Source organism: Paenarthrobacter sp. PAE-2, from assembly GCF_026013155.1.
In the GTDB taxonomy this organism is placed as follows: domain Bacteria; phylum Actinomycetota; class Actinomycetes; order Actinomycetales; family Micrococcaceae; genus Arthrobacter; species Arthrobacter ureafaciens.
Genome location: NZ_JAPDNV010000009.1, coordinates 69,246 through 82,743, shown reverse-complemented (window position 1 = coordinate 82,743; position 13,498 = coordinate 69,246). Strand labels below are relative to the sequence as shown.

Annotated in this window: 10 protein-coding genes and 1 tRNA gene; 6 read left to right on the top strand and 5 right to left on the bottom strand. The window is 64.4% G+C overall.

Features of this window, described 5'->3' with window-relative positions; translation table 11 throughout:
• Positions 1-58: 58 nt before the first annotated feature.
• From OCL88_RS07890 to OCL88_RS07870, 5 genes are all read right to left on the bottom strand, one after another.
• The gene (locus tag OCL88_RS07890) at positions 59-1,102 is read right to left on the bottom strand and encodes a M4 family metallopeptidase (RefSeq protein ID WP_264962138.1); all 1,044 of its coding nucleotides are present in this window, start codon (positions 1,100-1,102) and stop codon (positions 59-61) included.
• 197 nt (positions 1,103-1,299) lie between these two features.
• Positions 1,300-1,372, bottom strand: a tRNA-Arg gene (locus OCL88_RS07885).
• Positions 1,373-1,453: 81 nt separating this feature from the next.
• Positions 1,454-2,953: an FAD-dependent oxidoreductase gene (locus OCL88_RS07880; RefSeq protein WP_264962137.1), complete on the bottom strand. Its 1,500-nt coding sequence runs from the start codon at positions 2,951-2,953 to the stop codon at positions 1,454-1,456.
• Entirely contained in the window at positions 2,950-3,822 is an 873-nt protein-coding gene (locus tag OCL88_RS07875; protein WP_264962136.1) for an FAD:protein FMN transferase, read from the bottom strand. Before OCL88_RS07875 ends, OCL88_RS07880 begins: the two co-directional genes overlap by 4 nt.
• A 5-nt stretch (positions 3,823-3,827) precedes the next feature.
• The gene (locus OCL88_RS07870; RefSeq protein WP_264962135.1) at positions 3,828-4,307 is read right to left on the bottom strand and encodes an FMN-binding protein; all 480 of its coding nucleotides are present in this window, start codon (positions 4,305-4,307) and stop codon (positions 3,828-3,830) included.
• A gap of 223 nt (positions 4,308-4,530) precedes the next feature.
• Here OCL88_RS07870 and argS point away from each other — a divergent pair, with 223 nt between their 5' ends.
• The 6 genes from argS to rho all read left to right on the top strand — a co-directional run bounded on the left by argS (position 4,531) and on the right by rho (position 13,485).
• The gene (gene argS, locus OCL88_RS07865) at positions 4,531-6,180 is read left to right on the top strand and encodes an arginine--tRNA ligase (RefSeq protein ID WP_062097182.1); all 1,650 of its coding nucleotides are present in this window, start codon (positions 4,531-4,533) and stop codon (positions 6,178-6,180) included.
• Between the two features lie 3 nt (positions 6,181-6,183).
• On the top strand, positions 6,184-7,656 hold the full coding sequence (gene lysA / locus OCL88_RS07860) for a diaminopimelate decarboxylase (protein WP_062097180.1): 1,473 nt from the start codon (positions 6,184-6,186) through the stop codon (positions 7,654-7,656).
• Entirely contained in the window at positions 7,649-8,965 is a 1,317-nt protein-coding gene (locus OCL88_RS07855; protein ID WP_021471010.1) for a homoserine dehydrogenase, read from the top strand. Before lysA ends, OCL88_RS07855 begins: the two co-directional genes overlap by 8 nt.
• On the top strand, positions 8,966-10,069 hold the full coding sequence (thrC, locus tag OCL88_RS07850; RefSeq protein ID WP_071416297.1) for a threonine synthase: 1,104 nt from the start codon (positions 8,966-8,968) through the stop codon (positions 10,067-10,069).
• Positions 10,070-10,071: 2 nt separating this feature from the next.
• A complete protein-coding gene (thrB, locus tag OCL88_RS07845; RefSeq protein WP_021471008.1) occupies positions 10,072-11,046 on the top strand; it encodes a homoserine kinase in 975 nt (324 codons plus the stop codon).
• Between the two features lie 309 nt (positions 11,047-11,355).
• Positions 11,356-13,485 (top strand): transcription termination factor Rho, encoded by a 2,130-nt coding sequence (gene rho / locus OCL88_RS07840; RefSeq protein WP_264962134.1) that lies wholly within the window; start codon positions 11,356-11,358, stop codon positions 13,483-13,485.
• Positions 13,486-13,498: the final 13 nt, after the last annotated feature.

The following is a 13,498-nucleotide window of genomic DNA, read 5'->3' as shown; positions in this document are numbered from 1 at the left end:
ACGGTCCGGTGGTTGCCCAGGCAAGACTGCCGCAAGGATGGAAGTCCCGCAGGCTGGGCTAAACCCTGACCTTCACAGTGTCCCACGCCTTGCCGACGGCGTCATGCTCCGCCGACCCCGCACCGAACAGTTCCTCCGCTGTTGCCAGCGTGGTCCGTGCGAACTTGCCGAAGGTGCAGGCAGGTGGCAGGGTGCCGCTGGTCAGGGTCCCGTACCAGATCTGGCCCGGAGCCTCCCAGGCGTTGCCGCCGAGCTCCGAAGCGACCACGTAGAACGCCTTGTTCGGAATGCCCGAATTGATGTGGACCCCGCCGTTGTCCGCGCTGGTGCGGACGTAGGTGTCCATGGAATCGGGTTGCGGATCCTTGCCCAGAACGTCGTCATCGTAAGCGGTGCCCGGAGCCTTCATGGACCGCAGCGCGACGCCCTGTACGTGGTTGGTGAACAGGCCCTCGCCGATCAACCAGTTGGCTTCCGAAGCGCTTTGCTTCTTGAAGTACTGTTCCACCAGGACCCCGAAGACATCCGACATGGACTCGTTCAGGGCACCGGCCTGGTTGCGGTAGGCCAAACCCGCGGTGAACTGGGTGACGCCGTGGGCCAGCTCGTGTCCGATGACGCTGAGGGACTTGGTGAAACGCTGGAAAACCTCCCCGTCACCGTCGCCGAAAACCATCTGCTGCCCGTCCCAGAAGGCGTTGTCATACAGCCTCCCGTAGTGGACAGTGGCGTCCAGCGGGAGCCCTGCGCCGTCGATTGAGTCCCGGCCAAAGACGTCCGCATAAAGGCTGTACGTGCTGCCCAGGCCCTCATAGGCTTCGTCCGCCGCTACATCGCCGGTGGCGGCAGCGCCTTCCTTGCGGACCAGTTTTCCCGGCAGCTGCTCCACCTCTTGGGCATCGTAGATCGTCCGGTGGGGACCACCCGGGCGGGCTTGCCGGGCCGCCGGGCGGGCTGCGGGCGCGGGCGCCGACCTGACTGCCTGCAGCTCCTTGATGTGCAGCAGGGATTCCTTGGCTGCCGCGGCTACGGCACGCAGCCGCGGTTCATCCTGGGCGGCAAGGCGCCGAAGCAGGTAAGGAGGGACGATGGAACAGATCACGGTATACCCCTTTGTTGTCAGCGGCCCGCGCGAGGCGGTTGGCTACTGTGATCAGCCTAGGTTTGGGCGCTGACATTTTCTTCGGGTGCGCTCCGGCAAGCCTTGAAGTGATAGCGGCCACCCGGGTTGTCTTCCGCCGGGGATCACCGCGGAAAAAGAAAAATACCCCGCCAGCTGCACTGGCGGGGTATTGACTGTGCCCTCGATAGGATTCGAACCTACGGCCTTCTGCTCCGGAGGCAGACGCTCTATCCCCTGAGCTACGAGGGCAACCGGGGTTCCCTCCGTTGCCGGTGGGACGTCCTAGAGCTTAGCAGTACGCGCGTCGCAAAGGAAAACCGCCGCCCGGCCTCAGTATCCGGCAAAGGAATCCACGTGGATCTTCCTGGCCCCTGCTGCCCGGGCCACCGCCCGCAGGTCCTGGACGTTCTTCGGGGAGCCGGAAATATAGACGGCGCGGTCCCGGATATCCGGAACCAGCTCCTGAAGGCGCCTTGGGTCGATGCGGGGCGTACCGGCGTCGTCCATGAACTCCGGCGGAGCCGAACCGTCCGCAAGCCGCGCAACCACCCGGGCCCCGGACTTTTCCAACTGTTCACAGGCGGCCAACTCGGCGCGGCTCCGGGCCAAATACAGCACCACGGTATCCCGCTCCCCGCCGGACGCCAGCTGGGACAGGAAAGGGGTGATCCCGATGCCCGCCGCGATGAGGAGGACCGGGGCTCCCGGGTCGCGCGGCAGCAGGAAATCGCCGCCGACGGCGGTGGCGCCCACCGTGTCGCCGGGCTGCAGGCCCAGCAGCGTCTTCTTGGCCGGGGACAGCGGTTCTCCGGTGCCAACGCCGAACGTTACTTCAGGCGCCCCGGGAGGGCTCGTGATGCTGAAAACCCGACGCATGCCCTTCCCGTTGCGGTCCGGACGCGGGAGGTTGAGTTCCATGAACTGGCCTGCGGCGTACCGGACGGGACGTTGCGGCTCGAAACGGAACTCGGTGGTGCCCGGAGTCAGCGGTTTGGAACCCTTGAACACCAGTTCCACGCGGCCCCGCTGGCCGAGGAAGAAAGCTGCGAGGTTACCCAGCAGCAGCGCCAGTTCCGGAGAGTTGGCCACGAAGCCAAGGTTGTAAGGCACTGCGAAAACAATCCCGACGACGGCGGCGAGCCCGAGTTGCTGCCACCGGCGCGGTGGCAGCGTGAGCGGCTCGGACAGCATGAAACCGGCAAAGAACAGCAGCGGCCGCTGCGCCAGTGGCTGCCACAATGCCTGCCCGACGGTCATGCTGCGGCTCACCAGTTCCGCAAATACGATGCCTGTTGCGACCACCATGAAAACGCCGGCCATCAGCAATTTCCGGATGCGGTACAGGACAGCCAGGACTCCCGGAACCAAGAGCCAGAGCATTGCCGGGGTTGCCGCCCACCACGTGGCGATATTCAGTCCGGTCAGCCCGGTGAGGAACGCACCTGCGGCTGCCGGGTTGAAGATGTGCCGCCCCCGGAACGCCAGGGCGAACTTGGACGCGCTGGCCAGCACGCAGGCAAGCGCGACACCGGCCATGTCCGTGGGGACGAACGTTGGCCAGAAAAGGAAGTAGATCAGCAGCCCGGTAATGAGGGAGGAATCAGGATGGGCCTTCGTCCGGAAAAGGAGCGCGAGCAGGCGGCTGGAGCCGTAGCTCAGGGCCAGGCACAGCACCAGGTGCACCAGCATCTGCGGAAGGCCGAAGGTCAACCATCCCAGCACGTTCAACAGGAGGCTGTACGCCACCAGGATTCCCAGGACCCACAGGATCAGGCGGTACATGGTGAAGCGGCCCAGCCAGGTGTCCAAACGGGCCTTCATGGTGTTCATGTGAACAGTCTCCCCTCGAAACCGGGTGAAAACGTGGCACTCCCGGTGGAGAACACACGGAGCCATTCGAAGTCGAAGGAATCCTCGAGCGTGCCCGGTTCCACCATGAAAAGCGCTGTGGCCAGCGCATCAGCATCCATGGCCGTTGCTGCGATGGTCCAGGAAGCAACGATGGTCCGGATGGGTTGCCCCGTTCTTCCGTCGAGGACGTGGTGCAGGCCGTCCCCCCAAGCCCTGCGGTTGGAAGCCGAAGCGCAAAGGGCGGCATTGTCCAGCTCCACGGTGCCGATCGCCTGCCGGGGGTTGTATGGATGCTCGAGCGCCACAGTCACGGGCCGGCTTCCGCCGTGCAGCATGTCGCCGCTTCCATCGACCAGGAAATCGGAGCGGCCATGTGAACGCAGGACCCCGGCCAGGAGATCAACCAGCTGTCCCTTTCCCGCCGCACCGATATCCAGCATGACCGGTTCCTTGGCGGTCAGCGAGGTTGCATTCCATTCCAGGAGTTCCTCCCAGCCACGGGCGGCAACGGGACTCCCGGAGGGAACCAGGCTGTAGCCGGCGCCATAGCCCAGGCGCTCCAGGCTGGGACCGATGAGGGGAGTCATGGCACCGAGGCTGAGGCGATAGAGCTCCGCGTACAGGTCACGAAGCCCGGCGGCATGCCGGGGGAGGGCGATGGTGCCGGGGGCCTGTGCGAGCTGCGACACAAGCGAGTCCGCACGGAACCGCGAATATGTCCGGTCATAAACGGCGACGGTTTCCAGTAATTCGTCCCTGAGCTGCTCCGGCAGATGATCCGGCGTAGCAATCTCCCACGAGGTGCCGATCCCCTCGAAGCGGAAAACGCTCCAGCCAGGGTGTAGCATGGCGCCTACTTGGCCTGGGACTTGATTTGCTGGACGGCGTCGTTGAATCCCCCGGAGGTCAGGGACGAACCGGCCACTTTTGAAACGTTGAGCTGGTCAATGTCCTTGCCGACAATCTGCGCGGCAATCCCGCCGGCAAATTCACCCTGGAACTTCCTGGTGTTGGGGTTGGACGGGTGCTCGGTGATGTTGACAGCAGAGACTTTGCCTCCTGCAAGGGTCAGCTCCACACCCACCGTTTCCTGTCCGTTGGGGGAGGTGTACGTCCCGTCGGCCTTGTACGTGCCGTCCTTGTAGGGTGAACCGGCAGTACCTGCGGAGCTGCCACCGGAACCCGAAGGACCTGCCGTGCCGGCCTGTCCGTCGTTCCGGGTGGCCGGAGTCTGGGCGGGTGCTTCGGTGGCCGGGGCGCAGGCCGCTGCCGTGCCTGCGATTGAGATACCGGCCAGGCCGACGTAGATGGTCTTGCGGAGGGGCGTGGTCATGGTCTGCTCATTTCGTGTGGACAAGTTCTGTATTCGCGGGACCGCTCGTGCTGTTGGGTGACCCAAAAGGCCACGTGCCTACGGTTTCAACAACGTCGAAATCAGCGTAATGGTTCACTTTGTGCCGCCGCCCTGAAGGAACTGTGTAGCGGCTGTGCGTCGGGTTGCCCACATAAGCGCCCTCAAATTCCGCGACTTTGCGGGCCCCCGGTAGGCTAGATGCGTGACTCCCGAAGAACTCTCTGCTGCCATATCCACTTGCCTGAAGGACGCTGTTGCCGCCGGTGAAATCGCACTGCCCGAATCCGCCGTCCCCGATGACGTCAGGGTGGAGCGACCCAAGAACCGGGATCACGGAGACTGGGCCACCAACATCGCCCTGCAACTTGCCAAGAAGGCCGGCACGAATCCCCGCGAATTTGCCGGGCTCCTGAGCCGCAGGCTGACTGAGATTCCGGGCGTAACAGCGGTGGAAATCGCGGGCCCGGGGTTCCTGAACATCACAGTGGACGCCGCTGCGGCGGGAGTTTTGGCGAAGGCCATCGTTGAGGCCGGTGCCGAATACGGCACCAACAAGGCGCTCGCAGGCCATGTCATCAACATGGAATTCGTTTCCGCCAACCCCACAGGCCCCCTGCACATCGGGCACACCCGCTGGGCCGCCCTCGGTGATTCGATTGCCCGTGTCCTGCGCGCGTCCGGAGCGGATGTGACGGCTGAGTACTACATCAACGACGCCGGCTCGCAGATGAACGTCTTCGCCCATTCCGTGCTGTCCCGCCTCCACGGCAGGGACGTGCCGGACGGCGGTTACCCGGGCGAGTACATCCGGGAACTTGGCGACGAAGTTCTGAAGGCGCACCCGGGAATCAGGGAGCTCACGGACGAGGCCGCACTGCCCGTTATCCGGGCGGCCGCCTACGAGGCCCAGATGGCTGACATCAAGAGCACCCTTGCCGATTTCGGCGTGGAGTTCGATGTCTACTTCTCCGAGAAGGACCTCCACGACGTCGGTGCGATCGAAGCTGCCGTCGCGCGCCTCCGCGAGCAGGGCCATGTGTTCGACGACGGCGGTGCGGTGTGGCTGCGGACCACTGACTTCGGCGATGATAAGGACCGTGTCATGATCCGCGCCAACGGGGAACCCACGTACTTCGCTGCCGACGCCGCCTACTACCTCTCCAAGAAGGACCGCGGCTTCATTGAGAAGATCTACCTCCTGGGTGCGGACCACCACGGCTACATCAACCGCCTGAAGGCCATTGCCGCCTGCGCAGGGGACAATCCCGACACCAACATCGAGGTCCTGATCGGCCAGTTGGTATCGGTCAACGGCGCCAAGCTGTCCAAGCGTGCAGGCAACATCATCGAACTTAAGGACCTTATTTCCTGGCTTGGAAAGGACGCAGTCCGCTACTCGCTGGCCCGGTTCCCTGCCGATTCGCCGCTGACGCTTGATCCGGAGTTGCTCAAGAAGAACAGCAATGAGAACCCCGTGTTCTACGTCCAGTACGCGCACGCCCGTTCCCGTGGAACAGCCAGGAACGCAGCCGAGGCGGGCGTTGACCGGTCCGTTTTCGATGCCTCGCTGCTGGACCACGCGACCGAGAACGAGTTGCTCTCCTACCTTGGCAGCTACCCTTCGATCGTTGCCAAGGCAGCCGAGTTGCGCGAACCCCACCGCGTAGCACGCCACCTCGAAGTTATTGCCGGCGCCTATCACCGCTGGTACGACGCCTGCCGCGTCTCGCCGCAGGGCGAGGAACCCGTACAGGACGTCAACCGCACCCGTTTGTGGCTCAATGACGCCACGAGCCAGGTGCTGGCCAACGGACTCGAACTGCTGGGCGTTTCGGCGCCGGAACGGATGTAAGCGATGACCACCAAGGCTTCACACGCGTCCCCGCTTGCTCCGGAGTGGCTCGCCGTGCCGGAGGACCTGAACGCCCTGCAGGCACCCCTGTGGGCGGCGGGCGTCGACCGTACTGCGGAAGGCGAGGTTGCCATTGACGGTATTACCGTCAGCGAACTGAAGGAACAGTTCGGCACACCGCTCTTCGTCATGAGCGAAACGGACTTCCGCGTTCGCGCACGCGGGTTCAAGGACGCCTTCGATGCGGCTTTCGCAGACATTTGCGGGGGAGTGGACGTTTACTATGCCGGCAAGTCCTTCCTGTGCACGGCCGTTGCCCAGTGGGTTGCGGAGGAGGGCCTCCGCCTGGATACCTGCTCCGGCGGTGAACTGGCGGTTGCTGCCAGGGCCGGGATTCCCGGCAGCAAGTTGAGCCTGCACGGCAACAACAAATCCGACACCGAGATCAACCGCGCGCTGGACATGAAGGTTGGCCGCATCGTGGTGGACAGCCTCGATGAACTCCAGCGGATCGCGCGGATTGCCTCCGGACGCGGAGAAGCAGCCAAAATCATGCTGCGACTCACTCCCGGGGTGCACGCACACACGCACGAGTTCATTGCCACGGCCCACGAAGACCAGAAATTCGGCTTGTCGATGGCCGGGGACACCACCGGTGAAGCAGGGCTGTCTGCGGCGGAAGAAGCAGTCGCCGCTGCGGTCTCCGCTCCCGGCATTGAGCTGCTGGGCCTGCACTGCCACATCGGTTCGCAGATCTTCGAACCGGACGGATTCGCCCTGGCGGCGCAGAAGCTGCTCGCCTTCCAGGCCGCCATGCAGGGCAAGTACGGCATTGTCATGCCTGAACTTGATCTTGGCGGCGGTTACGGAATCGCCTACACGCCCGTGGACACCCCGCGGCCCGCGGCGGAGATCGCAGAGGCAATGGCCGCCGTCGTCCGCGCTACGTGTGCCGAACTCGGCATGGAAGCCCCGCGGATTTCCATCGAGCCTGGCCGGGCCATCGTTGGCAGCACAACCTTCACCCTGTACGAGGTGGGTACGCTCAAAACCGTCCGGGTCGATTCCGGAAACGGCCAGGACGGGGACGGAAACGTTACGTATCCGCGCCGCTATGTGTCGGTGGACGGGGGCATGAGCGACAACCCCCGCCCGGTGCTGTACGACGCGGATTATTCGGCAGTTTTGGCGTCCCGCGGCTCTGTGGAGGAGCCGCAGCTGTCCCGCGTAGTGGGCAAACATTGCGAGAGCGGCGACATAGTTGTTAGAGATGTATATCTGCCCGCGGACGTGGCAGCCGGTGATTTGCTCGCAGTACCGGGTACCGGCGCCTACTGCTGGGCCCTCTCCAGCAACTACAACTACCTTGCCCGGCCGGGCGTCGTCGCAGTGCGCGATGGAGCCGCCAGGCTGATTGTCCGCGGGGAAACCGAAGAAGATCTCTTGAACCGCGACATGGGAGTGGCGAATGTCTGAAGTGCGAAACCTGAAGGTGGCCCTGCTGGGCTGTGGCAACGTGGGGGCCCAGGTCGCGCGGATTCTTATTGACGACGCCGACGCCCTCGCCGCCCGCAGCGGCGCCCGACTGGAACTGTCCGGTATTGCCGTGCGGAACATCGATACCCCGCGCGACGTCGAGTTGCCGAGGGAGCTCTTCACAACCGACGCAGAGACCCTCGTCAAGGACGCGGACCTTGTCATTGAACTCATGGGCGGGATTGAGCCTGCCCGCTCGCTGATCCTGACTGCCGTCCGCAACGGTGCCTGCGTCGTGACCGGCAACAAGGCACTCCTGGCGCAGGACGGACCTACGCTGTACGAAGAAGCGGACAAGGCAGGCGTCCAGCTTTCCTATGAGGCCGCCGTGGCCGGAGCCATCCCCATCCTGCGGCCCATCCGGGACAGCCTTTCCGGCGATCGCATCACGCGCGTCCTGGGCATCGTCAACGGCACCACCAACTTCATCCTGGACCAGATGGACACCACGGGTGCCCAGTTCGCCGACGCCTTGGCCGAGGCCCAGCGCCTTGGCTACGCCGAGGCCGATCCCACGGCCGACGTCGAAGGGCATGACGCTGCCGCGAAGGCCGCGATCCTTGCATCGTTGTCCTTCCACACCCGCTTCTCGCTGGACGACGTCTATTGCGAAGGCATCACCAAGGTCACGGCCTCGGACATCGCCTCCGCCAAGGAAGCCGGCTTTGTCATCAAGCTCCTGGCCATCGCCGAAAAAATCGAGTCCCCGGACAACGGCAGCGGCATCTCAGTGCGCGTGCACCCCACGCTGCTGCCGCGCGAGCATCCGCTGGCAGCCGTCCGCGGTGCCTTCAATGCGGTATTCATCGAGGCTGAAAACGCTGGAGAGCTGATGTTCTACGGCCAGGGGGCGGGCGGAACGCCAACCGCCTCCGCCGTACTGGGCGACCTCGTGTCGGCCGCGCGCCGCCTCGTCCTGGGCGGCCCGGGCCGCACGGAGACGACAACCGGTTACGTCCAGCCCCTTCCCGTGGAAGCCTCGACTACCAGCTATTACATTGGCCTCGACGTCGCCGACCAACCCGGGGTCCTGGCCCGCATCGCCCACATTTTCGCGGAGAACGGCGTCTCCATCGAGATCATGCGCCAGACGATCCACCGGGACGCTTCGTCCGCTGTGGAGTCGGCTGAGCTGAAGATCGTGACGCACCGTGCATCCGAAGCTGCACTTGCAGCAACCGTCGAGGCCGTGAAGGGCCTTGACGTTATCAATTCTGTGACATCCGTACTGCGGGTAGAAGGGGTCTAAGTGGCTCACCAATGGCGCGGAGTAATCCGCGAATACGCTGATCGTTTGCCTGTAACGGAAGCCACGAAGGTCATTACCCTCGGCGAGGGCGGTACGCCGCTTGTCCACGCGCAGAAGCTTTCCGAGCTCACCGGCTCCGAGGTCTACCTCAAGGTCGAAGGCATGAACCCCACCGGCTCCTTCAAGGACCGTGGCATGACCATGGCCATGACGGCTGCGGTAGAGGCCGGGGCCAAGGCCGTTGTGTGTGCTTCCACCGGCAACACCTCCGCTTCGGCAGCTGCCTACGCTACGGCCGCCGGCCTCAAGTGCGCTGTCCTGGTTCCCGAGGGCAAGATTTCCATGGGCAAGCTGAGCCAGGCCATCGCCCACGGTGCCACGCTGCTGCAGGTTGACGGCAACTTTGACAACTGCCTGGACATCGCACGGAAACTGGGCGAGTCCTACCCGGTGTTCCTGGTGAATTCGGTGAACCCTGCCCGTATCCAGGGCCAGAAGACCGGTGCTTTCGAAGTGGTGGACTCCTTGGGCGACGCACCGGACATCCACGTCCTGCCCGTAGGCAACGCCGGCAACATTAGTGCTTACTGGAAGGGCTACAAGGAGTACTCCGCCCCCTTCGAGACCCCCAACGGCACGCTGGCCGCAGTCTCTACCAAGACCCCTGCCATGTGGGGCTTCCAGGCTGCCGGTGCCGCCCCCTTCGTCGCCGGCCATCCCATCACCGAGCCGGACACCATTGCCACGGCCATCCGCATCGGCAATCCGGCCTCGTGGGAAACCGCTGTTGCGGCCCGCGACGAATCGGGCGGCTTGATCGAGGCCGTGACGGACGAGGAAATCCTCGCCGCCCACCGTTGGCTCTCGTCCAAGGAAGGCGTCTTCGTTGAACCCGGCTCGGCCGCAGGCGTCGCCGGCCTGATCAAGAAGCACGCCGCAGGTGAGGTGCCGTCCGGCAAGAAGATCGTCATCACCGTCACCGGCCACGGCCTGAAGGACCCGCAGTGGGCCCTGCGTACCGAGGACGGCAGCGATGTCCAGCCGGTCAAGGTGCCCAACGACGTCGTCACTGTTGCAGCAGAACTGGGACTGGAAGAAAAGTAAGAGTGGAAACAACGCAGCCCACCGCGACTGATCGAACAGAGGTCGCGGCCGGCCAGCGCCTGACGGTCAGGGTGCCCGGTACGAGTGCCAACCTTGGCCCCGGCTACGACAGCCTCGGCCTGGCCTTGTCCATCTACGACACCCTGACCGTGGAAACCCTTTCCTCCGGAGAGCTCGAGTTCGAGCTCTCCGGAGAGGGAGCGGAAACACTTCCCCGGGACTCCTCCCACTTGGTGGTCCGCGCCATCGACCTGGCCCTGGACCGGCTCGGGTTCCAGCGCAACGGGTTGAAGATCATTGCCGAGAACGTCAACCCGCATGGCCGTGGCCTGGGTTCTTCCGCCTCCGCCGTGGTTGCTGCCGTGACAGCTGCCAACGCCATGGTTCCGGACGAGGCCCGCCAGGACCGTGACTGGATCCTGCAGTTGACCAGCGAGATTGAAGGCCACCCTGACAACGTCGCACCCGCAATTTTCGGCGGGTTGGCGCTGTCATGGCAGGACAGCGAGCAGTACAGCAGCACGCGCGCGGACGTCGCGGCATCAGTGGTTCCCGTCGTGGCCGTTCCGGATTTTGAGCTCTCCACCGAAACTGCGCGTGGCCTTCTTCCCGCCTCGGTGGGCCACCATGCGGCAGCCATGAACTCGGGACGGGCAGCGTTGCTGGTCCATGCCCTGACCAGCAAGCCGGAGCTGCTGCTCCCGGGTACTGAGGATTACCTCCACCAGAGCTACCGGGCGGAGGCAATGCGCCCGAGCGCCAACCTGATTTCCTCCTTGCGCTCAGCCGGGTTCGCCGCCGTCGTGTCCGGTGCAGGACCCACTGTCATGGTGCTCGCCAACGGCGAGGCCGAGGCCGCAGCAGTCACCGCCCACATCGACGCCTTTACTTCGGCCAACACACCCGACGTTGCTTGGCGCGTGATGACGCTGGCTGTGGACGTTGAAGGTGCTAGAGTGGAAGTGCACCGGCGGTAAAGCCGCGGGCAGTTCCCTGATTTTGGATCTCGGCAGTATCGCCGTACCCTTTCGTCAACTGCACCAACGTCTGGCGGTGCCGTCTCTTTCCGGCCTGTCTCAGGTGCCGCAGAACTCTCTCTGTTCCCTGATTAAGTCAGCCGGTTGTCCGGGCAACTGGATCCAGTGAAGACGATCAGTATCCGGCCCTGTTGGCCACAATCCATCAGGCACGGCCGAAACCATAGGCTGCAGATCTGAACTGCAGCCCGGAACAAATCATCGCGTCCGGCTCTCGCTCCGGACGCCGTCGAGGGGGAAGGATCCTTCGTGACAGAAACCACTGAGCTGGCTTCAGCTGTGGACACCACATCTTCTGCTGCCGAGTCGTCAACGGCCGCAACCACCAAGAGCAGCGGCCTTGCCGGCTTGAAGCTCGCCCAACTCCAGGCTCTTGCCAGCCAGTTGGGCATTTCCGGGGGATCACGGATGCGCAAGGGTGACCTTGTCAACGCAATTTCCGCCCACCGTGCCGGCACGCCAGCCACCAAGGCGCCTGCCAAGGCACCGTCGAAGGGAAGCGCTGCAGCTGCCCCCAAGGAAGCTCCTGCCGTTGAGCAGCAGCCGGAAAAGTCGGCTCCCGCAGTCGAAACCGCCGGCGAAGCAGCTCCCCAGGAAGCACCGCGACGCGGACGTGGACGCAGCCGCCGGGCAAGCAGCGATGGCGTCGTGGCTGCGGCCGAAGCCGCCGCTGCGGCAACGGCAGAGGCTGGATCGGCTCCCGCCGCTGAAGCCGCACGTACCGAAGAAACGGCCGCTCCTGCGGCCGAAACCGCGGAAGCTCCTGCCGAGCGCCGTCAGCCCCGCACCCGCAATCGCCGTCGTGGTGAAGCCGCCGCTGCAGCCGAGGCGGCAGAGGCACCCGCTGCCGAACCGCGTACGGAGCAGCAGGCCGAGCAGCGGTCCGCTGAACAGCGCACTGAGCGTGAAGGCCGCGACAGCCGTGCAGAGCAGCGTGAAGGCCGTGCCGAGCAGCGCGAACAGGCTGAAGCCGGTGAACAGCCGCAGCGTGAACGCCGCGACAACTCCCGCAACCGCCGTGACGACAACGACGGCGAAGACGGCGGCAACCGCCGTAACCGCCGCAACCGTCGCGACCGCAACGAGCAGAACGACCGCCGAGGCCAGGACAGCCGCGACGGCAACAGCCGCAGCGAACGCTTCCGTGACCGCAATGAGCGCCGCCGCGGACGTTCCCAGGGACCGGACGTAGACGACGTCGAGGTCACTGAAGACGACGTGCTGCTGCCCGTCGCCGGCATCCTGGACGTCCTGGAGAACTACGCGTTCATCCGCACCTCCGGCTACCTTCCGGGAGCCAACGATGTTTACGTATCGCTCGCCCAGGTCAAGAAGTACAACCTGCGCAAGGGCGACGCCGTGGTCGGTGCCATCCGTGCGCCGCGCGAAGGCGAAGACCGCAACCAGCAGTCGTCCCGCCAGAAGTTCAACGCCCTGGTCCGGGTCACGTCGGTAAACGGCAAGACTCCCGAGGAGCTCAAGGACCGCGTTGAATTCGCCAAGCTTGTGCCGCTCTACCCCTCGGAGCGACTCCGCCTCGAAACGGACCCGAAGAAGATCGGCCCCCGTGTCATCGACCTCGTGGCTCCCATCGGCAAGGGCCAGCGTGGCCTCATCGTCTCCCCGCCCAAGGCCGGCAAGACGCTGATCCTGCAGTCCATCGCGAATGCCATCACCACCAACAATCCTGAGGTCCACCTCATGATGGTGCTGGTTGACGAACGCCCTGAAGAAGTCACCGACATGCAGCGCACCGTCAAGGGTGAGGTCATTGCCTCCACCTTCGACCGGCCTGCAGACGACCACACCACGGTCGCCGAACTTTCGATCGAACGTGCCAAGCGCCTCGTTGAAATGGGCATGGATGTTGTTGTCCTCCTCGATTCCATGACCCGACTCGGACGTGCGTACAACCTCGCAGCACCGGCCTCCGGACGCATCCTGTCCGGTGGTGTGGATTCCGCAGCCCTGTACCCGCCCAAGCGCTTCTTCGGCGCCGCCCGCAACATCGAAAACGGCGGTTCGCTGACCATCCTGGCAACGGCCCTCGTGGAAACCGGTTCCAAGATGGACGAGGTCATCTTCGAAGAGTTCAAGGGCACGGGCAACATGGAACTGCGCCTGTCCCGCCAGTTGGCTGACAAGCGCATCTTCCCGGCCGTGGACGTCAACGCCTCCGGTACCCGCCGCGAAGAGAACCTGCTCTCCCCGGAAGAGGTCAAGATCATGTGGAAGCTGCGCAGGGTCCTCTCCGGCCTGGAACAGCAGCAGAGCCTTGAACTGCTGACCAACAAGATCCGGGAAACGCAAAGCAACGTCGAGTTCCTCATGCAGGTCCAGAAGACGACGCTTGGAGCGAAGTCGGACAACGACAAATAGCTGCTCCAATGAG

Excerpts from the sequence above, each read along its gene's own strand:
- OCL88_RS07880 (WP_264962137.1), bottom strand. The coding sequence starts at position 2,953 with ATGAACACCATGAAGGCCCGTTTGGACACCTGGCTGGGCCGCTTCACC.
- OCL88_RS07875 (WP_264962136.1), bottom strand. The coding sequence starts at position 3,822 with ATGCTACACCCTGGCTGGAGCGTTTTCCGCTTCGAGGGGATCGGCACC.
- OCL88_RS07870 (WP_264962135.1), bottom strand. The coding sequence starts at position 4,307 with ATGACCACGCCCCTCCGCAAGACCATCTACGTCGGCCTGGCCGGTATC.
- lysA (WP_062097180.1), top strand. The coding sequence starts at position 6,184 with ATGACCACCAAGGCTTCACACGCGTCCCCGCTTGCTCCGGAGTGGCTC.
- OCL88_RS07855 (WP_021471010.1), top strand. The coding sequence starts at position 7,649 with ATGTCTGAAGTGCGAAACCTGAAGGTGGCCCTGCTGGGCTGTGGCAAC.